Annotated in this window: 18 protein-coding genes, 1 pseudogene and 1 CRISPR repeat array; of the genes and pseudogenes, 6 read left to right on the top strand and 13 right to left on the bottom strand. The window is 34.4% G+C overall.

What is annotated here, in order from left to right:
• Positions 1–955: 955 nt before the first annotated feature.
• The 4 genes from B6C84_RS10025 to B6C84_RS10040 form a co-directional block, all read right to left on the bottom strand.
• A complete protein-coding gene (locus B6C84_RS10025) occupies positions 956–2,341 on the bottom strand; it encodes a hypothetical protein (RefSeq protein WP_086354423.1) in 1,386 nt (461 codons plus the stop codon).
• 473 nt (positions 2,342–2,814) lie between these two features.
• A CRISPR array of direct repeats spans positions 2,815–3,202; the repeat unit is 28 nt; unit sequence TTTCTAAACTACCTACACGGTAGTGAAC.
• A 540-nt stretch (positions 3,203–3,742) separates the two neighbouring features.
• On the bottom strand, positions 3,743–5,161 hold the full coding sequence (locus B6C84_RS10030; RefSeq protein ID WP_086354424.1) for a hypothetical protein: 1,419 nt from the start codon (positions 5,159–5,161) through the stop codon (positions 3,743–3,745).
• A 1,302-nt stretch (positions 5,162–6,463) separates the two neighbouring features.
• The gene (locus tag B6C84_RS10035; RefSeq protein WP_086319978.1) at positions 6,464–6,919 is read right to left on the bottom strand and encodes a DNA polymerase III subunit chi; all 456 of its coding nucleotides are present in this window, start codon (positions 6,917–6,919) and stop codon (positions 6,464–6,466) included.
• Positions 6,920–6,932: 13 nt separating this feature from the next.
• Positions 6,933–8,417, bottom strand: a complete 1,485-nt coding sequence (locus B6C84_RS10040) for a leucyl aminopeptidase (protein WP_086354032.1) — start codon at positions 8,415–8,417, stop codon at positions 6,933–6,935.
• Between the two features lie 138 nt (positions 8,418–8,555).
• Here B6C84_RS10040 and lptF point away from each other — a divergent pair, with 138 nt between their 5' ends.
• The gene (gene lptF, locus B6C84_RS10045; protein WP_034903211.1) at positions 8,556–9,659 is read left to right on the top strand and encodes an LPS export ABC transporter permease LptF; all 1,104 of its coding nucleotides are present in this window, start codon (positions 8,556–8,558) and stop codon (positions 9,657–9,659) included.
• A 10-nt stretch (positions 9,660–9,669) separates the two neighbouring features.
• Positions 9,670–10,734, top strand: coding sequence for an LPS export ABC transporter permease LptG (lptG, locus tag B6C84_RS10050; RefSeq protein WP_086354031.1), 1,065 nt, complete (start codon positions 9,670–9,672; stop codon positions 10,732–10,734).
• A 168-nt stretch (positions 10,735–10,902) separates the two neighbouring features.
• Here the strand turns inward: lptG and msrB are convergent, their stop codons facing one another.
• The 3 genes from msrB to msrA all read right to left on the bottom strand — a co-directional run bounded on the left by msrB (position 10,903) and on the right by msrA (position 12,483).
• Positions 10,903–11,328, bottom strand: coding sequence for a peptide-methionine (R)-S-oxide reductase MsrB (gene msrB, locus B6C84_RS10055; RefSeq protein WP_370545688.1), 426 nt, complete (start codon positions 11,326–11,328; stop codon positions 10,903–10,905).
• Between the two features lie 72 nt (positions 11,329–11,400).
• The gene (locus B6C84_RS10060) at positions 11,401–11,931 is read right to left on the bottom strand and encodes a cytochrome b (RefSeq protein WP_086354030.1); all 531 of its coding nucleotides are present in this window, start codon (positions 11,929–11,931) and stop codon (positions 11,401–11,403) included.
• 3 nt (positions 11,932–11,934) lie between these two features.
• Positions 11,935–12,483 (bottom strand): peptide-methionine (S)-S-oxide reductase MsrA, encoded by a 549-nt coding sequence (gene msrA / locus B6C84_RS10065; protein ID WP_086354029.1) that lies wholly within the window; start codon positions 12,481–12,483, stop codon positions 11,935–11,937.
• 153 nt (positions 12,484–12,636) lie between these two features.
• On the opposite strand from msrA, the gene B6C84_RS10070 reads away from it, so the two are divergent.
• Entirely contained in the window at positions 12,637–12,909 is a 273-nt protein-coding gene (locus B6C84_RS10070) for a DksA/TraR family C4-type zinc finger protein (protein WP_086319983.1), read from the top strand.
• Positions 12,910–12,970: 61 nt separating this feature from the next.
• Here B6C84_RS10070 and B6C84_RS10075 read toward each other — a convergent pair whose 3' ends face one another.
• A complete protein-coding gene (locus B6C84_RS10075; RefSeq protein ID WP_034903192.1) occupies positions 12,971–13,633 on the bottom strand; it encodes a DUF421 domain-containing protein in 663 nt (220 codons plus the stop codon).
• Between the two features lie 144 nt (positions 13,634–13,777).
• On the opposite strand from B6C84_RS10075, the gene B6C84_RS10080 reads away from it, so the two are divergent.
• Positions 13,778–14,335 (top strand): endonuclease V, encoded by a 558-nt coding sequence (locus B6C84_RS10080; RefSeq protein WP_086319993.1) that lies wholly within the window; start codon positions 13,778–13,780, stop codon positions 14,333–14,335.
• A gap of 22 nt (positions 14,336–14,357) precedes the next feature.
• On the opposite strand, the gene B6C84_RS10085 is transcribed toward B6C84_RS10080, so the two are convergent.
• Positions 14,358–14,897 (bottom strand): HPP family protein, encoded by a 540-nt coding sequence (locus B6C84_RS10085; RefSeq protein WP_086319984.1) that lies wholly within the window; start codon positions 14,895–14,897, stop codon positions 14,358–14,360.
• 115 nt (positions 14,898–15,012) lie between these two features.
• Between B6C84_RS10085 and B6C84_RS10090 the strand changes: the two genes are divergently transcribed.
• Complete coding sequence (locus B6C84_RS10090; protein WP_065578066.1) at positions 15,013–15,564, top strand: TetR/AcrR family transcriptional regulator; 552 nt, start codon at positions 15,013–15,015, stop codon at positions 15,562–15,564.
• A gap of 253 nt (positions 15,565–15,817) precedes the next feature.
• Here B6C84_RS10090 and B6C84_RS10095 read toward each other — a convergent pair whose 3' ends face one another.
• The 3 genes from B6C84_RS10095 to B6C84_RS10105 form a co-directional block, all read right to left on the bottom strand.
• The gene (locus B6C84_RS10095; RefSeq protein WP_086319985.1) at positions 15,818–16,276 is read right to left on the bottom strand and encodes a hypothetical protein; all 459 of its coding nucleotides are present in this window, start codon (positions 16,274–16,276) and stop codon (positions 15,818–15,820) included.
• A 251-nt stretch (positions 16,277–16,527) separates the two neighbouring features.
• Positions 16,528–17,019 (bottom strand): hypothetical protein, encoded by a 492-nt coding sequence (locus B6C84_RS10100; protein ID WP_065578064.1) that lies wholly within the window; start codon positions 17,017–17,019, stop codon positions 16,528–16,530.
• Between the two features lie 148 nt (positions 17,020–17,167).
• Entirely contained in the window at positions 17,168–17,626 is a 459-nt protein-coding gene (locus tag B6C84_RS10105; protein ID WP_086319986.1) for a hypothetical protein, read from the bottom strand.
• 363 nt (positions 17,627–17,989) lie between these two features.
• Between B6C84_RS10105 and B6C84_RS11880 the strand changes: the two are divergent.
• Positions 17,990–18,079, top strand: a pseudogene (locus tag B6C84_RS11880) (VOC family protein); the annotation flags it as partial.
• 110 nt (positions 18,080–18,189) lie between these two features.
• Here B6C84_RS11880 and B6C84_RS10120 read toward each other — a convergent pair.
• A complete protein-coding gene (locus B6C84_RS10120; RefSeq protein WP_086319988.1) occupies positions 18,190–20,250 on the bottom strand; it encodes a BglG family transcription antiterminator in 2,061 nt (686 codons plus the stop codon).

A 20,250-nucleotide genomic window follows, 5' to 3' on the forward strand; every position in this document is an offset into this window, starting at 1 on the left:
TAAGCCTAATGGCATAAAATTTATCCATTCGTATAAATATGCTATAAAAGTATAGTGATTGGAAAAAACCATGCAACTTTTTTTGATGGTTTAATTGTTAACTTTTGTAAAGAAGAATACTGCTAGCCCGAAAACAGCATCGGTTATTTGTTGTTTATTAGAAATAATATCCCCTTTATCCCTCTCTTAAAAAATCACCATTTTTAATATTAATAATTTGCAGATTAGGTTTTTGATTTTGACAATTTTATAATCGTTTTTAGAAGGTATTTTGCGTTTTAAAAACCCCGTTCCTCAATTTTTTTGGTTCGCTGAGTTTCGGACGTTTTGTTGTTTGGTGGTTATTTCTATACGGTGATTACGTCCGAGTTAAGAGGGTTGCCGCGAACCCTCTTTACAATCTCCCGCGGCGACTACGCAAGTGGTCACTGCGTGACTGCCTTCCGCCTTCGTTCGCTCTTAACGCACCGGCTGTGATTTGTTCCTGACAAAGCACAGCCTTGGCAAACATCCCTGTTTGCCATGCTAACCTCTCTCAGTTGTCAGCACATTGCGAATGTCGCTAAATGAGAAGCATCAAACTGATTGATAAAAATATACTTTAATTATTGGAACTAGCTGATGTTATAACTAACGTTAGCGATTTATTGGATGGATTTTGGCTTTAAAAACCCCTCTCCTCAAAATTTTTGGTTGTTTGAATTTCGGACGTTTGCAGTTTTGCGGTTATTTTTATACGGTGATTACGTCCGAGTTAAGAGGGTTGGCGCGAACCCTCTTTACAATCTCCCGCGGCGACCACGCAAGTGGTCACGATGTGACTGCCTTCCGCCTTCGTTCGCTTTTAACGCCCTCTTCGTCAGCGCCATTGCCTTGGCAGGGCAATGATTGTTTAACGTTCTAACGTGATTTTTCTTATATCTAGCTCTTTAGTTCAAGAACTAAGAAATAAGCACTAAGGATAAACGCAAACCCCATCAAGCCCAGCGTCGGCGTTCGAACTGAGCATCTCAGAAGCGCGCATTATTTCACCATGTTCCCCATTAACGGAGAACTGGGTATTACCAGTTGCATCACTCGTCCAAAAGTATATGGAGCGGAAAAAGGCATCACTGTAATGGTTTCTCATGCTCCCCCACTCCGTGAAAAACCCTGCTCCAATTTGACGCTGGTAACCATTACCTGATGACGATGGTGTAGCGCCAACGGCACCTCGACAATAATGAACTGCATCATTACAAGTCGCATTAGTTAAATCCTTAACCGCAGGCACCCGATAATCACCAATTTTTGTACACCACGATGATACACTTGAATATTTGTACTTACTCGTACCACGGCTAACGAACCACTGCTTTAACACAAAACCATACTTGACCACCGCATTACCACTGCTATCACGACCAACTAACTCAAATGTCTGCGGCAAAGAGGGTCTTTCGATTTCATCTGGATTATCTGAACTCTGTTGCTTAGAGTCTGTAACGGCAGGACCAGTTAGGGTGATACGAACACTGGTCTTTGTTGAATTGGTCATTGTCGCCTTAATACCGCCATGCGAAACAGGCGCCCAAGATAAGTCCTGATTATTACCACCTATCTCTAAATCAAAATATAAATTATGAGCACCAGTAGTTGGGAAGTTTAAACCATAAGACGATGGCGTAAATGACTGAGGAATAAAACCTTTATACTCCGTCCATATGTTAGCAGGACCGGCATAAAATCCATAACCCCAAAACAAGTTAGGTTTAACATAACAGATCACTGGCGCTGCTTTAGGATTAATATAATAAGTGGCAGTCCTTGGCTCAAAACGACTTTCATTAGGTATACCATAACGTGTTGTTAATGTACCTTCACTATTAGATAAGGTTAATTTATATGGTGCGTTACAAATATCCAGCTCTTCATTACGAGCAACAGAATCATAATTTTTATCAATAATGGATAACCTTAAACGACCGGTAGCGGTAATACCATTAACTCCTTCTCCATCACCATCATCATCCCCCCAATAATTATAAGGTGTGCCAATAAGTGAACTTAATGCAATAGAATCAGTGTCTGTTGGCATTAACATACCAATATCAGCAAAACTCTGACCAGCAACAGGTAAAATGATAGGATTGTCACTTGAATTAGTAGTTTTAGGAGTGAATGTTCTACCATCGGAAAGAGATATTCTAAGCAGAGCTTCGGTATTTGTCACCCGAGTAAGACCACCATCAAAGGTTAAATATGGGGCTGAGCCATAAATAATATTGGTCGTTTTAGTGGTTAATGCATAATTAGAAAAAGAGATAGACTGTAAAACAACCAAGGTTAATACCAAAACCATCGGCCGAGATAAAAAGGCTAAATTAAGAAATTTTGAAAAATTTTGCTGAATTTGTTGAAAAAATAAACTGTGATTAAATAATAAACGGTGTGAGCTTAACTTTAGAAAGGTTAAATTATGGGTTGGGCAGGTTTGGTGTTTGGTGTTTGGTGTTGTAAATTATAACACATATCCGACATTCCTGTCAATTAAATTAATGATTTATTTACAATTTTATACTAAAAAGTATAAAATCTATCCATTTATATAAATATAGTGGAAAATTATAGTAATTGAAAAAACTCGATGCAACTTATTTTAACTGTTTAATTGTTAACATTTGTAAAGAAGAACAGTAATAGCTCGAAAAGAGCATCGATTATTTGCTGTTTATTAGAAATAATATACCCTTTATCCCCTCTTAAAAAATCACCATTTTTAACCTACTCAATAAGCAGTGTACTTCTTGATGTTACCCATGCCACCACTTATATATTTCTTACTACCTACACGGTAGTGAACAAGAGAATTTGGTAACGGATGGATAAATGAATTTTCTAAACTACCTACACGGTAGTGAACTAGGCGAGTTATCTTACGGTGACCAAATCAATTTTCTAAACTACCTACACGGTAGTGAACGCATTGCTATACCAGCGCTAGCGGACAGTGCATTTCTAAACTACCTACACGGTAGTGAACAAACAATTTGAAAACAAATATTGGCGTAACGATTTCTAAACTACCTACACGGTAGTGAACTTTTGAATTATTTTTGAATTATTTTTTTGGTATTTCTAAACTACCTACACGGTAGTGAACCGATAGCAGCGAAAATCTCGCCCGGGCAGCGTTTTCTAAACTACCTACACGGTAGTGAACTAGAATCCAATATACTATAAATGCAGTTGGTAAAAAGGCAAAGCGCAATTTTACTATTAAAAACCCTTTTTTTAAGCGGTTTTTCAACATATTGATTTTTAAAAATTTTATTTTAAGTCAAAAAAAAGGGTTAGCAATAAGTAGGAATTTAATTTTCAAAAACCCCTCTCCTCAAATTTTTTAGTTGTTTGAGTTTCGGACGTTTGTTGTTTTGTGGTTATTTTTATACGGTGATTACGTCCGAGTTAAGAGGGTTGGCGCCAACCCTCTTTACAATCTCCCGCGGCGACCACGCAAGTGGTCACTGCGTGACTGCCCTCCGTCTTCGTTCGCTTTTAACGCTCCTTGCCAAACATCCCTGTTTGCCATGCTAACCTCACTCAGTTGTCAGCACATTGCGAATGTCGCACCACAAAATCGATTTTATCGCCAACTTCGTCAGCATCAACGCCATTGCCTTAGCAGGGCAATGATTGTTTAACGCCCTAATGTTATTTTTCTTATCCTCAGCTTTAATATCTAAGAACTAAGAAATAATAGCTAAGGATAGACACAGAGTTCGCCATGTTTGTTGTTGATATCCCCTTGCTCGGTAGCTATATAACCATCCGCCGAGTAAACATAAAAAAACTTTTGAGTACTACCCCCCTTCCTATCTTGCGTCCAATAATCAAAAAGAACTCCCCCAGGGATTCTGTCGTAGCAGGGAAAGTTGGCACCCCTGTATTTGCACATATTCCCCCATTCCGAGAACAATCCTCCACCAATGTGACGACGGGCAAAATTATCAGGTGACGAAGGCGTTGCCTCTACTAGACCGTTACAAGTGACTTCTAAATTACCATGAAATGCCCGACAAGACGCATTAGTTAAATCCTTGACATTTGGGAGACGATATCCTCCAATCTTATTACACCAAGATTCCACACTAGAATAGTTACCTGTATAATCACCACGATTAACAAACCACTGCTTTAACTCAAATCCATATTTGACCACCGCATTACCACTGCTATCACGACCGACTAACTCAAACACCTGAGGTAAAGAGGGTCTGTCTATTTGACCTGGATTATCTGAACTCCATTGCGATGGTGTAGCAACAGGACCAGTTAGGGTGACTCGAACCATCCCCCTGTAGTATGATGTATCGGTCATCGTCGCCGTAATACCACCATGAGAAACCGGCGCCCAAGATAAGGCCTGACTAACACCACCAATATCTAAATCAAAATACAGACCATTAGCACCAGTAGTCGGGAAGTTTAAACCATAAGACGACGGTGTAAATGACTGGGTTAGAAAACCCTTACCATATTCCCAAACGGCAGCAGAAATACGTCCACCCCCTTCTAAGTTAGGTCTTGCATAACAAATCGCTGGCGATGATATATTAGGATTAATATAATAAGTGGCATTACCTGCCGTAAAACGACTTTCATTAGGTACCCCATAACGTGTTGTTAATCTACCTTCACTATTTGATAAGGTTAATTTATATGGCGCTTTACAAATAGTCAGCACTTCATTACGGGCAACACGATTATTGTCTTTATCAACAATCGATAAATTTAAACTACCGGTAGCGGTGACACCATTAACTCCCTGACCATCTCCATCATCATCCCCCCAATAATTATAAGGTGTGCCAATAAGTGAACTTAATGCAATAGAATTAGTATCCGTTGGTACTAACATACCAATATCTGCAAAACTCTGACCAGCAACAGGTAAAACGATAGGATTGTCTAAACTTGAATTATTGGTTGTCGGAGTAAATGTTCTACCATCAGAAAGGGATATCCCGAGTAGCGCTTCGGTATTTGTGACCCGGGTACGACCTCCATCAAAGGTTAAATAAGGTGCTGAGCCATAAATAATATTGGTCGTTTTAGTGGTTAATGCATAATTAGAAAAAGAGATAGATTGTAAAATAACTACGGTTAAAACCAAAACCATCGGCCGAGATAAACAGACTAAACCAAGAAATTTTGAAAAATTTTGCCGGAATTTCGGAAATTGCGGAAATAATAAACTGCGGTTAAATAATAAACGGTGTGAGCTTAACTTTAGAAAGATGAAATTATAGGTTGGGCAGGTTGTGTGTTGTGTGTTGTGTGTTGAAAATTATAATCCATATCAGATATCCTTGTCAATCCAATTTTATGATTTATTTAAAATTTTAAGCTTAATAGCATAAAATTTATCCATTCGTATAAATATGCTATAAAAGTATAGTGATTGCAAAAAACCATGCAACTTTTTTTGATGGTTTAATTGTTAACTTTTGTAAAGATTAATGTAATATTACCGCTTAATTACTCGCTTAAAACCGATTTCGGGGAAACTTGGGCGGGATTTTTTGGCTTTAAAAACCCCGTTCCTCAAAATTTTTTGGTTGTTTGAGTTTCGGACGTTTTGTTGTTTTGTGGTTGTTTCTATACGGTGATTACGTCCGAGTTAAGAGGGTTGGCGCGAACCCTCTTTACAATCTCCCGCGGCGACCACGCAAGTGGTCACGATGTGACTGCCTTCCGCCTTCGTTCGGTCTTAACGCACCGGCTGTGATTTGTTCCTGACAAAGCACCGCCTTGGCAAACATCCCTGTTTGCCATGCTAACCTCTCTCAGTTGTCAGCACATTGCGAATGTCGCTAAATTAAATACACCAAACTTATTTGCCAAAATAAACTCTTATGTTTATAGCAAGCTAATTTTAGTTTTAAAACCAATTTCGGAGAAACTTTAGGGGGATTTTTTGGCTTTAAAAACCCCGTTCCTCAAAATTTTTAGTTTTTTATTTTTTAGTTGTTTGAGTTTCGGACGTTTTGTTGTTTTGCGGTTGTTTCTATACGGTGATTACGTCCGAGTTAAGAGGGTTGGCGCGAACCCTCTTTACAATCTCCCGCGGCGACCACGCAAGTGGTCACGATGTGACTGCCTTCCGCCTTCGTTCGCTTTTAACGCTCCTTGCCAAACATCCCTGTTTGCCATGCTAACCTCTCTCAGTTGTCAGCACATTGCGGATGTCGCTAAATAAGAAGCACTAAACTAATTTATAAAAATAAACGTTTATTATCAGTAATAGCTGATGTTATAACTAACGTTAGCGATTTATTGGCGGGATTTTAGGCTTTAAAAACCCCTTTCCTCAAAATTTTTTTTGAAAATAATCGCAGTATTTATCCTGAATTTACTTTAAAAACTAGCTTTATCATATTTCGATAAACTAATTGGTTAAAGTCAATTTTTGATACTTGGGTCATCGACATGTAATTGGAATAGTTTTGAGATTAAAACCTGCTTCTTTATAAGCTTTATATCTTTCCCTAGCTAACGATTTTTGTTGGTCATCGACAGGAACAAAATCGATAATATCACGATAAACACCGGCAAATTCGGGAAATTGTTGTTGTAGGTTTATTAATAAATGTCGTGCACCACTACTACGCTTTTGTGGCCAGCAGATTTCAACTGGCGATCCACCTTTTAATCCCTCACCAGCAAGGTTATGTGGAACAAAATCATCGCTATCAAGTTGCCATAAATATTCATCAATTCGCTCAGCTTGCGCTTGATCTTGGCAAGCAACCAGCACACGCTGTTTGCTGTGCCATGCTTCGACAATTTTTTCGCAGGCTAACTTTTCTTGAAATAATACCCCAGCATCATTAGCTGGGGTTGGGTTTTCTAGTAAATAGAAAATCACTTTTTTCATGATGTTTATCTACTTATTTTTGATCAAGTAAGTATTGAATTAACATCGCAACTGGTCGGCCAGTTGCACCTTTGTTGGCACCTGATTTCCAAGCTGTACCAGCTATATCAAGATGTGCCCATTGATATTTTTCAGTAAAGCGAGATAAGAAACAAGCAGCAGTAATTGTACCGCCATCTCGACCACCAGCATTAACAATATCAGCGCAAGTCGATTTGATTTGTTCTTGGAAATCACTATCTATTGGTAAAGACCATGCTTTATCACCGGCTTTATTTGATGAGTTAACAAGTTGTTCCACCAATTGTGGATTGTTACCCATTACCCCTGTGTAATGATGACCAAGAGCCACAATACAAGCACCGGTTAATGTCGCAATATCAATGACAGTTTTTGGTTTGAAGCGTTCAACATAGGTTAAGGTATCACATAAGACTAAACGGCCTTCAGCATCAGTGTTAATTACTTCAACAGTAATACCTGACATGGTCGTTAAAATATCACCTGGGCGATAAGCATTACCATCGGGCATATTTTCACAACCAGCCATTACACCGACGACGTTGATTGGCAATTTGAGCTCGGCAACTGCTTGCATTACGCCAAAGACAGTGGCAGCACCGCACATATCATACTTCATTTCGTCCATACCAGCAGAAGGTTTAATAGATATACCGCCTGAATCGAAGGTTAATCCTTTACCAACTAAGACATAAGGCTGGGCCTTTTTATCTTTAGCGCCATGGTATTCAATCACCGTCATAATTGATTCATTGGCAGATCCTCGCCCTACAGCTAAATAAGCATTCATGTTGAGTTTGGCTAGTTCTTTCTCACCTAAACAAGTAACTTTTAAGTTGATATATTGTTTGCCTAAGCTTTCACCCTCCTCCGCTAAATATTTGGCATTACAGACGTTAGATGGCATGTTGGCAATGTTTTTAGTACTGGTAATAGCATCAGCAATAATTTGCCCTTGGAATAATTGACTTTCAACTTGGTTGATCGTCTGTTTATCGCTATAAAGTAAAGTTATTTTTTGTAAACTTGGTTGTTTTGATTTTGTTGATTTGAATTGGTCAAAACTGTAGGTTAATTCGCTAGTAATTTGAGGCAACTGCTTAGCGATTTCACCACTAATTGCTGGATTGAGAGTTAGAATATCCCAACAAATGTTTTTAACTTTTTTGGTAGTTAGCTCTTTAATAGTAGCTTGAATCACTTTTTTGGCGGAATTTAAATCAAAACTTTTCGCTTCACCACATCCTACAACTAATATTTTTTGTTTGGTAGCATTGGCTGATGAATATAAAAATGTGGTTTTACCTAACTCACCACTAATATCACCTGATTTTATCAATTGGCTAATCAAACCATTATTTACGTTATCTATCTCTTTGATTAAATTAGATTGTGTTTTGCCTGATTGGACAGTAATAACTAAACATTCTTCTTTTTGTTTAGTTATAACAAGGCTATTTTTGATTGCGTATTGCATAGGGTTCTCTTGTAAGATATTGAATGTGAATAGTAACATTTTATCGGTTCATTAAACGATAGCAACAAAAAGATAACGAAATAGTGCAAATCGGATTATAATAGTGGGATTTGATAAGACGGATAGATAGGTAAAAACGTGATAATTCGCCGATATTTAATTAAAGAGACAATGAAAACTCAAGGAGCAATATTGTTTATATTATTGCTGATTTTCTTTTCTCAAAAATTAATAAAAATTTTATCCAGCGCAATCGATGGTAGCATTCCTCGAGATTTGATTATGCCATTATTAGTGTTAGGTGTATCAAATATGGCTGATCTTATCTTGCCGTTAAGTCTTTTTTTAGGTGTGCTTGTTACCTTTGGCCGGCTTTATTCTGATAGCGAGATGGTCGCGATGCATGCTTGTGGTGTAAAAAAGAGACTTAACTATCAAGTTGTATTTTTACTTTGTGTAATGACATGTACGTTAACAGCACTGAATAGTCTTTGGTTTGGTCCTTGGTCAAGCGTAAAACAAGATCAATTAGTTGAGAATGCAAAAATTAATCCAAGTTTAGCCGGCCTACTTGCAGGACAATTTCAACAAACACCGGATGGCAATTCAGTCATTTATATTGGCAATGTCGATAACAATAAGTTAGACAATGTATTTATTGCCCAGATCAATCCTAGAAATAATCAGCGCCCTTCTATCATTATTGCCAATAAAGGAAAAACAGCCGAAGATGCCGATGGTAATCAAATTATTACCCTTGAAGATGCTAATCGTTATGAAGGTACTGCCCAGCTAAAAGATTTTCGTATATCAAATTTTCATAACTATTTGGGGATCATAAAACCTAAAGAGTTAGATACAAATGTTGATGATGATAAAGCTGATGTGCAACAATTAGGGTTATTTGAATTACTGCAGAATCCTAGTGCGAAAACCCGAGCAGAATTTTATTGGCGCTTGACGCTAATTATTTCGGTTCCTTTAATGGCTTTTTTAGTCATCCCATTAAGTGTTTCAAATCCTAGGCAAGGTAGACTGGCACAGATTTTACCAGCACTATTACTTTATCTAGTCTATTTTTTACTTTCTAGTTCGATTAGAGCTAATGCCGGCAAAGGCCGACTAGATCCTGCTTTGTGGTTTTATCTCATTAATATGGGTTATTTTATTCTAGCTTTAATCTTAAATTGTTGGGATAACTTATTTATGCGTAAACTTCGTTTAAAATATAGTGCATTATAAGGGGAAAACGATGTTTTCGATTTTAGACCGTTATATTGGTAAAACTATTTTAAATACTATTGGAATTTGCTTATTTTTGTTAATTAGTCTTTCCGGTATTATTCGTTTTATAGATCAACTCAGAAAAATAAAAGAAGATTATGATGCATTTTCCGTTGGTTTCTATTCTCTACTTATGGTGCCTAAAGATTTGGAAGTATTTTTTCCTATGGCTGCTCTATTAGGAGGTTTAATCGGTTTAGGCATATTAGCCTCACGCAGTGAGCTCATTGTCATGGAGACATCGGGCTTTAGTCGCTTTAAAATTGCTTTAGCCGTCATGAAAACTGCCTTACCTTTAGTTATTTTAACTATGGCCATTGGCGAATGGGTTGCACCAATTAGTGAGCAAACGGCTCGTAATATGCGTTCAGAAAGACTTTATGGTAATTCATTATTAGCTCGGCAAGGTAGTTTATGGGCTAAAGATGGTAATGACTATGTCTATATTGGTCATGTTGATAATGACAGTTCAATATCTAATATTGATATTTATAGCGTAGATAAAAATAAACTGCTTTCGATCACCCATGCTAACAGAGGTGTCTTTGAAAATAATATTTGGACTCTGTCAGAAATTGAAAAAAATGACTTAACCAATCCCGAACAAATAACGAGTATCAATTCGTTAACAATGCAATGGAAAACCAATATTACTCCCGATAAATTAAGTATTGTCGCCTTTGATCCAGACTCTTTATCTGCATCTGGTTTATACCAATATTCGCAGTATTTGAAAGATTCTGGGCAAGATACCAAATATTATGACCTATTGTTTTGGAAAAAACTGATTAAGCCTGTGTCAGTAGCGGTGATGTTACTTTTGGCTTTATCTTTCATTTTTGGCCCATTACGTAGTGTTTCGATGGGTGTTAGAGTGATTATTGGTATTAGTTTTGGATTTATTTTCTATATTGCCGATAATCTTTTTGCTCAAGTCAGTATTGTAATGGGGATCTATCCTATTGTAGGTTCAATGCTAACCAGCTTAGTATTTTTATTAATTAGCTATATTTTATTTAAGCGCAAGAATTAGCTTATTTATGAAAATTATCATTGCTGATTAAAAATGGTATTGGCATATACGATGATCTGATATATGCCAATATTATCTTTCATATCAATCAAATAAAACGTTCTCAACAAATATAGAAAAATCTACTCATATATTTGTTAATTTTAAGTAGCGATTCATTAAATTAATTTAGTTAAATAACCTTAAATATTCACCATAACCCTGCGTTTCAAGTTCTTCTTTTGGGATAAATTTCAATGCAGCAGAATTAATACAATAACGTAATCCACCTAACGCTGCAGGGCCATCAGTGAATACATGACCAAGATGGGAGTCAGCCTCTGATGAACGCACTTCTATCCGGTTCATGCCGTGACTGTTATCTTCTTTTTCTATAATTTGTTGCTGATTAATCGGTTTAGAAAAACTGGGCCAACCACAGCCAGAATCAAACTTATCTAATGACGTGAATAGAGGTTCCCCTGAGACAATATCAACATAGATACCTTCCCGATGGTTGGCATTGTATTGGTTGTCAAATGGGGGCTCAGTGCCATTTTGTTGAGTAACATGATATTGCATAGGTGTTAATGCTGCTATAGCCTTATCTTTCATTGATTTATTCATGATTTATCTGCCTCACGTTACGTTATAGATGCTATTAATATTAGTAATTTTAAATTTACGTTAATCATTACTGCTCAACATTGATTGTAGTACTTTATCTTTAAGCCAAAAATAATGATACAACGCACCTAATATATGAATAATAACCAATATTGCTAAAGCGTAAGCAGTGATTAGATGCATTGAATGAAACATTTGATGTATTGAATTTGGCATAGCTATAGCCGGAACAGATATTAGACCAAAGACATTTAAATCTCGGCCACTCATCAAATAACCAGATAGCGGTACAATAAGCAGTAAAATATAGATGAATCCTTGAGTAGATTTAGACAATATCCGTTGTAGTTTTTGTTCTTTAGGTAAAACATCAGGTACACCTTGGTCTCGAATTACTATTATTCGCCATATCATTAATAGCAAAACAACAACGCCCAAAGATTTATGCAATAAATAAACAATTGGCATACCACCTAAAATATTCGACATTGTCACTTTAGCTAAAAGCAATAAAGTAACAATCACGATTAACAAGGCTGATGACCAATGGATCCATTTTTGTTTACTGCTATACTGCGGATAACTTTGCATTGCTTACTCACTTTTTGTTGCTGGCTTATCTTGCCAATTGTCAGCAATAAAATTGGCTCGTCCAGATAAGCGATAATAACGATTGTAATGTTCGGGTTGTTTTTTATAGTAATCTTGGTGGTAATCTTCAGCTGGATAAAATATTGTTGCCGGCTCTATAGCAACATTAATTGGATGATTAAATCGTTTACTTTCTTCTAATGCTTGTTTAGATGCGATTGCTTGCTGCTGTTGAAATTTATTATGATAAAAAATTACAGGTCGATAAGAATCTCCCCGATCAGCAAACTGTCCTTGTGAATCAGTTGGATCTATTTGTTGCCAAAAAATGTCGAGTAATTTTTTATAGCTGATCATAGTTGGGTCAAAGGTTATCTGTACCGCTTCAGTATGGCCAGTATTGCCTTGGCAAACTTGTTGATAAGTGGGATTTACCGTGTGGCCTCCCGTATACCCAGAAATCACACTAATCACACCTTCATATTTGTCGAAAGGTTTTACCATACACCAAAAACAACCACCGGCAAATGTTGCTTGTTCATATTGTTGCATAAAAACCTCCAATTAAATGATATTAATAGAAATGATCTTTATTTTAAAACACAACACTTACTTTTGCTTGCTAGATATGCGGTTATATTACTTGAAACTGGTCAAATAATCACCATATTATTAATCTAATGTAATTGTTTAGGAGGTGAAATAATGGCTAGTGGCTGGGCATCTGATGATGCTGTTAACCAACAAATCGAAAGCACAATTATTGATGCTATTGAACTTGCCAGACGCCAACTAAAACACGATAAACCAAGTGCTGATTTTTGTGTTGAATGTGGCGATGCTATTGCAAAAGCAAGACAACTTGCTTTGCCTGGTGTGCAATACTGTGTTAATTGCCAACAAGAAATGGATAAGCAATTGGCTAAGTCGGCAATCTTATATAACCGTCGTGGCAGTAAAGATAGTCAACTTCGATAATCTATCTGTTGATGGGAGGGAGAGAATGGTCCCTCCCTTTATTATTGTTTACTGTTATTAATTATTTTTTATTATCATGTTCAGCTTTACGCACTTCATCATAGGGATAAACTAATAATTTATCGTCAAACCATTCAGCACAAAAGATCTCGTTGATATCTTTATATCCTTGTTTTTTAATTTCATGCTTAAGCCAAGTTTCATTTTTATGTAATTGTTCAAGATTATCCTGACTAATTGCCCCATTTTCAATCACTAATACCGCTATATCTTTATCGCCTTTTTTGATAATAGTTAATGAGCCATTTAATTCGTACCAAACTTGTTTTAATTCACTAAAAGCACAAATGCCTTGAATGTTAACCAATGTTTCGAAATCTCTAACCGGTAGATTTGCTTTAATAAAATTTTCAGAGAGTAGATGGCCATTTTTAACTAGTTGTATTGGCTCACCGTCGATGGCATCGCGTAATTTTGAGTTTTTAGATTTGATGAATCGAACTAAAATAAGCAGTCCTGCCCAAATTGCCACGGCGCCAGCTGATTCCCACGCTGAAACATTAGCATTGAGTAACGTTCCCCCTACCAACGCACCAATAACCATGCTACCAACTTGATCTAATTGCGACATTGGCGCTATTTGGCTTTTACCTGATAATTTAACGTAAATCAGTAAAATAATAAGTGCAACTAAGAATTTTGGTGCCATTTCGAGTAAATACATTACTAACCTCCTAGTGTCGATCTAATTTAAACGACCAATGTTTTTGGCGTAATTGGATCAATAACAGTTAACAAGATGTATCAGGAACTAAATTTTTATTTATTTGAAACAAACGACAAATTGTTTTTTAATAGTGAGATATATATGAGAGCAGTGCTATTCTACTCTAAAAAGGAATTTAAAAAAATGATACTTGCAATAGATGTTTACTATTTAGATGATAAAGCGAAAACGGTCGGTATTTTGTTTGAGCAATTTACTGATAGTATTAAGGAGATAAAATCCGTTATCACTGATTACCAATCAAATGTTGCCCCATATCAATCAGGCCAATTTTATCAACGTGAATTACCTTGTATATTAGCGTTATTGTCTCAGGTCGATCTCAATACAATTGATGCGATTATTGTTGACGGTTATGTCCATTTAAATGACGGTAAGCTTGGTTTAGGTGGTCATCTATATCAAACTCTTGATAAAAAGATACCGATTATTGGTGTTGCTAAAAAGTCCTTTGCTGATAATAGTCAATATGTGATAGAAGTGACACGCGGCCAAAGTAATAAGCCGTTATATGTCACGTCATTAGGAATAGAGTTAACTAAAGCCGCACAGGACATTAAATCGATGGCAGGCAAACATCGCATGCCAGATTTACTTACCTACTTAGATCAACAAACTAAGTTGTTTAAATTTGAGTAGTCTTCTCTTGACTAACAATAGATTAAGACTCTTTTTTACTACTGAACAATGCCAACCAATAAATTGGCCAATGAGTTTTATTGAAAAGATTATTAATTATATAAGCAATAGCAACTAATATTACTGCGCCAGACAACACCGGAAATAAAATAAAAGTAAAATCATAATCTATTTTATCCGCTGTTAGTAAAATAACCAATGGATTAGCACCGGCTGGTGGATGCACCGCTCGAAAATATTGCATTGCAACAATTGCAACCCCCACGGCTGACGCAGCAACAATTATATCGTTACCGAATAGTTTAAGAAAAACTAGCCCAACAAAAGCCGATATCAAATGGCCAAAGATAACATTTCTTGGTTGCGCTAATGGCGACTGAGATACGGCAAACAATATCACACAACTAGCCCCAAATGGCGCCATGATATAAGTGTAACCAGTTAAATGGCTTAAGCCAATAAGACACAATATAGAAACAAAACCACCTATCAAGCTTTGCAATAATTCAATATTTTTAGGCTTTGTCGGTAACTTTTCCTTGCTGAAAAAAAATGATTTCATTATTCTTTTATCCTATTAAATGAGTAAAATATATGTACAACACCAAAAATGAACAACTCTGTACACATTCATGTTAGTACAGATCTGTTCATATATCAAACTCTTTGGATCAAAAATGAAAAAAACACCTAAATTAATAGCGGATACCGCCGAACAACTCTTTTACCAAAAAGGGTTTGCTAATGTCGGAGTTGATGAGATACGAGACCAATCAGGTTGCTCTAAAACAACGCTATATAAACATTTTGGTAATAAAGATAACTTAATTTTTGAGGTTTTGAAGATAAGGAATTTGCGCTTTCAACAAGATCTTAGCACGGCGATTAAAGATCTCGACCAAAATGATGCAATCATTCAGATATTCAAATGGCACCTAACTTGGTTTAAGCAAGATAATTTTAATGGCTGTTTATTTATAAGAGCAAACGAAGAGCTTCATCATGATCAGGCTATCAAGCAACTAGCAATTGAACATAAAGAATTTATTCGTCAACTCATTAGTCAACAACTCCCTCAAACACCACAACATATAACTTTAACGAACCAATTAATGGTAATATTAGAAGGATTACTTAATATTAGTGTTGTCTACAAAGATGATAAAACACTTTATGATGCGATGATTAATGATAGTTTTGCTTTAATTACCAATCTTCTTTGTAACTAATAGGTAAACATACTCAATTTTATAGCTATTCAAGTAATGATGAATGTGAATAATAAATTAGAATCTACTGAAAATATTATCAATAATTGAGCTAAATAATATCGAATAATTATTGATTAAAAAAAACGAATCTTATTCAAAGGATGAAAGCAGTTATTTTGCATATTTTTATTAGCCAACAAATATGCAAAATTTTATAATTTAATTTATATCTATTATTTTCAAAGCAGTATTGAGAGAATCCTAAAACATTTTATTCATTATAGAGTTTATAGCTTTTTATCCATTTATCGATCGCTTCTTGATAATTGCTAATATCATACTGTTTAGCATTAATAATCGATGAACATCTATTATGCGGAAATAATAGATAACTATAATCTAAACTTAAATCTTCTCTACCTTTTTTTTCATTATCTTTTATTTGAGCGTAAATATTATCCATTTCTTTTGGGGCTTCTTTATCATCAAGATAATCTCTAGACATACCCCAAAACGCTGATAAAGAATATGCTCTTGCTGGCATTTGCTCTAAAAAATCTCTATAACATTGTGCATAAATTTCACAATATGAATAATGATTAGCTTCACAATATCTCGTTGCTTCAGTAGTTACAAAATATCGCATTCTCTTATCTATATCACCATAAATACAACCAGATAATAATATTACTGTTGCTAAAAGAGAAAAACTGTAACCTAATATTCTCATAAATAAATCCTAATTATCCAATATCATCTTGATATGGCCTTATTTAACTGCTTTTATAACATACCCTAAATTAATCGTATAATTGCTAACAAATTTTTGATATTTTTGTGGAGTTTTTTTAAGATCTGTAATTATAATCAACACAATTATTAATCTAACATCCAGCATTGGTTGCTTTAGATTGGTTAATGATTTCTAATTAAAGCGTTCAACTCAAATAATATTAATACTTTTTTATATTAAAATTCCTATTACCTATCTAAATTTTTCATTATTATTTTGCTTTTGTTTTCGTATAACATTTTATCAATATGATATTGATGACGAGTAATATCATATGATTTAGCATTAATTATTGAGGAGCATTGATTATGAGGATATAACATAACGCTATAATTGAAAATAGAATTTTTATCACTCTTTTCTTCACTATCTTTTAATTTAGAGTAGATGATATCCATTGGATTTTTCTGCATATTAAACGTATTTTGTTCCGATTCCGGCATGATATTAGATAGTAATTTGAGTGTATATTGCGCGCTTTCATTCAATTGATTGAAAATATTGATATAGCATTTGCCATAGATTTCACAGTAAGAATAATTGTTAGCCTGACAAGATTTAGTCAATTTATCCTTAATCTCAATTCCAGCTTTTTCCTCTAACTTTTCATAATTTGAACTACATGCACTAAGTAATAACAATGGTGCTAGAATAACAATTTTACACCTTAATATATTCATTTTAATCTCCGTTTAAATTTTCATTCTTTGCCCAAAGGATGAAAACAGTTATTTCCCTAATTTTTATTAGCCAACAAATATGTATAATTTTATAATTTAATTTATATCTATTACTTTCCGGGCTCTATAGAGAAAATCCTAAAACATTTTATTCATTATAGAGTTTATAGCTTTTTATCCCTTTATCGATCGCTTCTTGATAATTACTAATATCATACTGTTTAGCATTAATAATCGATGAACATCTATTATGCGGAAATAATAGATAACTATAATCTAAACTTAAATCTTCTCTACCTTTTTTTTCATTATCTTTTATTTGAGCGTAAATATTATCCATTTCTTTTGGGGCTTCTTTATCATCAAGATAATCTCTAGACATACCCCAAAACGCTGATAAAGAATCTGTCATTGCTGGCATTTGCTCTAAAAAATCTCTATAACATTGTGCATAAATTTCACAATATGAATAATGATTAGCTTCACAATATCTGGCCGCCTCAATAGTTATAAAGTCTCGCTGTCTTTTATCTATATCCCCATAAATACAACCAGTTAATAATATTACTGTTGCTAAAAGAGAAAAACTGTAACCTAATATTCTCATAAATAAATCCTAATTATCCAATATCATCTTGATATGTCCTTATTTAACTGTTTTTATAGCATATTCTAAATTAATTGTTAATCATGAATTTTTCATACTCTTCTTTAAAATCAATAAGATCAACAATTCGGTATTTTCTATTTTCATGATTATATAACAACGCCCACCAAAACGAATTCGAATTGTTATTTTGTATTTGTCGTAATTCACCATTTTTTTGTTTATAAAAAAAAGTTGTATCATCATGCTTAATTAAATAGGGTTGATGTATGTCTGATAAATAATCGTAAATTAACGATCTATAATAATTGACATCATCGACCATAACAGAAAAATCGTCTCCGTCTCCGATTTGAGTAACAAATGCTCGATTTTGCTTATACGTTTGTTGCTAATGATCCTGATGGTCATCATTTAAGGGTTTGTGCCACTGATACCTCAATTTTTGCGTAATATAACAAAGGAAGTTTTAACTCAAAATAGGACTTTTTTACACCAATATTCGTGATTTACTAGAGTCCTTATAGAAAGTATGCTTATCATGCATACTTTTATCGAATTACTTAAGGAAATCGAGATTTTATAAATGTCAGGATCTCCTTTGCTTGAGTTGCAGTGTTTAATATTTCATAAAAATCGGGCATCTCAAGCAAAGCAACCAGCTCTGACATTGCGTTAATATGGCTAGTCTTATTAACTGCTGCTAAAGTAAAAATATATTGCGTGGGAATTTTATCATTCTTGAAAAGCATTGGTTTTTTTAATACTGTTATGCTCAATGACAGAGAGTTAACACCATCTTCTGGTTTTGCATGAGCCAGAGAGACATTTTTGCTTATCAAGAAACTGGTTCTATTTGAATTAACATTTTCAATAATTTTCTCTATGTAACTTCGGTTGATATAGTTCTTTTGTAATAATGGCAATGCAGCTGTAAATAAGGCACTTTGCCAATCATTAGCAGAGACATTTATTTGAATCAAATCTTCTTGGATCAAATGGCGAATGCCTAAACTTTGATTTTCTATGGTTGTATTTTTATCTGTTTTATAAAAATACTGATAAAGCTCTTTTTTAATACCATTTTCATTGGAAATTGTACCGTATTTTTTAAAAATATCGAGCAAATCAGTTATTTTTGGATAGGTCAAATAAGAGTTAATTTGCGAATAAACGCGTTCCAGCAATAAATACTCTTCTTCATCGGACATGATTGGCGATACGATAAAAAACGGTTTATTTTGGTTATAAAAAACCAAATTATTTACAGTACTAAAGATTATATCGAAAAAATTGGTCAGCTCTAAGGCTTCGGCAGTTTCCATTGGCCCTAAAAATAGAAAATCAGGGAAAAGAAACTTTAATCTATTATAGACAATTGAAGAACTGCCAATACCATTTTGACAAATAATTACGGCAACGATTTGCTGATTAGTTGATATTTTATTTTCGTCTAGAATTGCCGCAAAATAGATGGTTAAAAAAGATATTTCATCATCTGGAATATCATTATTAATGATCGGATAGATAACTTTTAAGGTTTCTTTTACAATCAAAAATAGTTTATTAAACTCTTCTTTTACTTTATCTAAAATTGGATTAATGATTGGCAAACGAAAAAGTATTCGGTAATACGCGGGTCTAAAATGGCTATAGAGTTTTTTCGAAATATCATCATTGTTATCAAATTTTATGCCTAAAAGCTGCTCAAATCTCGATAGAATAATTTGTACAATATTTAAAATCAGCTCCTGATCTACTGTCTTGATATCACGATTCCCTACCGAATTGCCCAGTAGTAGAGAAGTTAAGTATTGCACTTCATAACTGTTATCATCTATTTTATATAATTTCAGCAATTCTGATGATATATGATACTCTTTCAACTTTATTATGATTTTATTTGGCATTGAAATAACAGGAATATATTCCAGTTTTTTAGTCATTCTTGGCAATAGGAATATCACTGTATAGATAAATTCTTTTTTCCTCTTTTCACCTAATAAAATTTCATTTTTTAGCATAATTTCATTGATATCGTTTTTGATATCAAGGTAGTCAACCTTCTCTTGGTTTAAGAAAAGATCATATAGGAATGTATCATCTAAATTATTGGATAAATCTTTGAGTAAATTTCTGAGAAAAAAATTACGGATCGATAATTCATCTCCAACCAACGAATAACCTTTTTCTCTAGTATAAGTGATTAAAATGTCTTCGGAACTTAATAAAAGTTCTAGTTGTTTGATATCATTGTTTAAAGTTGTTTTACTAATATTTAATGCTGATAAAAAATGTAATGAAGAAAGATAAGTATTTACATGATAGAGCAACATTAAAAAAATATATTTTTGTCTTTCCTCTGTTGAAAAAATATAATTTTTGCCAATTTTTCCGTTAATTAAATTCTTAATTAGAAACGCTTTACTTCTATCAGGTAAAGAGTAGTACGAGGTATTTTGCACAACCACACTTTGTTCATTTGAGGAGAGGTATTTATTGATTTTTAAAATTGAATAATCTAATTGTCGTTTAGTTATATTTAATAAATTCAATAAATACGTCTGTTCACAAGATTTTTCAATCAAAGTTAGGATAATTTTCTTTGAATTTAAGTCAATCAT

The sequence above is a fragment of the Gilliamella apis genome, from assembly GCF_002142155.1.
In the GTDB taxonomy this organism is placed as follows: Bacteria; Pseudomonadota; Gammaproteobacteria; order Enterobacterales; family Orbaceae; genus Gilliamella; species Gilliamella apis.

Excerpts from the sequence above, each read along its gene's own strand:
- B6C84_RS10060 (WP_086354030.1), bottom strand. The coding sequence starts at position 11,931 with ATGCAAAGTTATCCGCAGTATAGCAGTAAACAAAAATGGATCCATTGG.
- B6C84_RS10120 (WP_086319988.1), bottom strand. The coding sequence starts at position 20,250 with ATGATTGACTTAAATTCAAAGAAAATTATCCTAACTTTGATTGAAAAA.
- B6C84_RS10085 (WP_086319984.1), bottom strand. The coding sequence starts at position 14,897 with ATGAAATCATTTTTTTTCAGCAAGGAAAAGTTACCGACAAAGCCTAAA.
- B6C84_RS10040 (WP_086354032.1), bottom strand. The coding sequence starts at position 8,417 with ATGCAATACGCAATCAAAAATAGCCTTGTTATAACTAAACAAAAAGAA.
- B6C84_RS10105 (WP_086319986.1), bottom strand. The coding sequence starts at position 17,626 with ATGAGAATATTAGGTTACAGTTTTTCTCTTTTAGCAACAGTAATATTA.
- B6C84_RS10100 (WP_065578064.1), bottom strand. The coding sequence starts at position 17,019 with ATGAATATATTAAGGTGTAAAATTGTTATTCTAGCACCATTGTTATTA.
- B6C84_RS10090 (WP_065578066.1), top strand. The coding sequence starts at position 15,013 with ATGAAAAAAACACCTAAATTAATAGCGGATACCGCCGAACAACTCTTT.
- B6C84_RS10080 (WP_086319993.1), top strand. The coding sequence starts at position 13,778 with ATGAGAGCAGTGCTATTCTACTCTAAAAAGGAATTTAAAAAAATGATA.
- msrB (WP_370545688.1), bottom strand. The coding sequence starts at position 11,328 with ATGAAAGATAAGGCTATAGCAGCATTAACACCTATGCAATATCATGTT.
- B6C84_RS10035 (WP_086319978.1), bottom strand. The coding sequence starts at position 6,919 with ATGAAAAAAGTGATTTTCTATTTACTAGAAAACCCAACCCCAGCTAAT.
- B6C84_RS10095 (WP_086319985.1), bottom strand. The coding sequence starts at position 16,276 with ATGAGAATATTAGGTTACAGTTTTTCTCTTTTAGCAACAGTAATATTA.
- B6C84_RS10075 (WP_034903192.1), bottom strand. The coding sequence starts at position 13,633 with ATGTATTTACTCGAAATGGCACCAAAATTCTTAGTTGCACTTATTATT.
- lptG (WP_086354031.1), top strand. The coding sequence starts at position 9,670 with ATGTTTTCGATTTTAGACCGTTATATTGGTAAAACTATTTTAAATACT.
- B6C84_RS10030 (WP_086354424.1), bottom strand. The coding sequence starts at position 5,161 with ATGGTTTTGGTTTTAACCGTAGTTATTTTACAATCTATCTCTTTTTCT.
- msrA (WP_086354029.1), bottom strand. The coding sequence starts at position 12,483 with ATGCAACAATATGAACAAGCAACATTTGCCGGTGGTTGTTTTTGGTGT.
- B6C84_RS10070 (WP_086319983.1), top strand. The coding sequence starts at position 12,637 with ATGGCTAGTGGCTGGGCATCTGATGATGCTGTTAACCAACAAATCGAA.
- B6C84_RS10025 (WP_086354423.1), bottom strand. The coding sequence starts at position 2,341 with ATGGTTTTGGTATTAACCTTGGTTGTTTTACAGTCTATCTCTTTTTCT.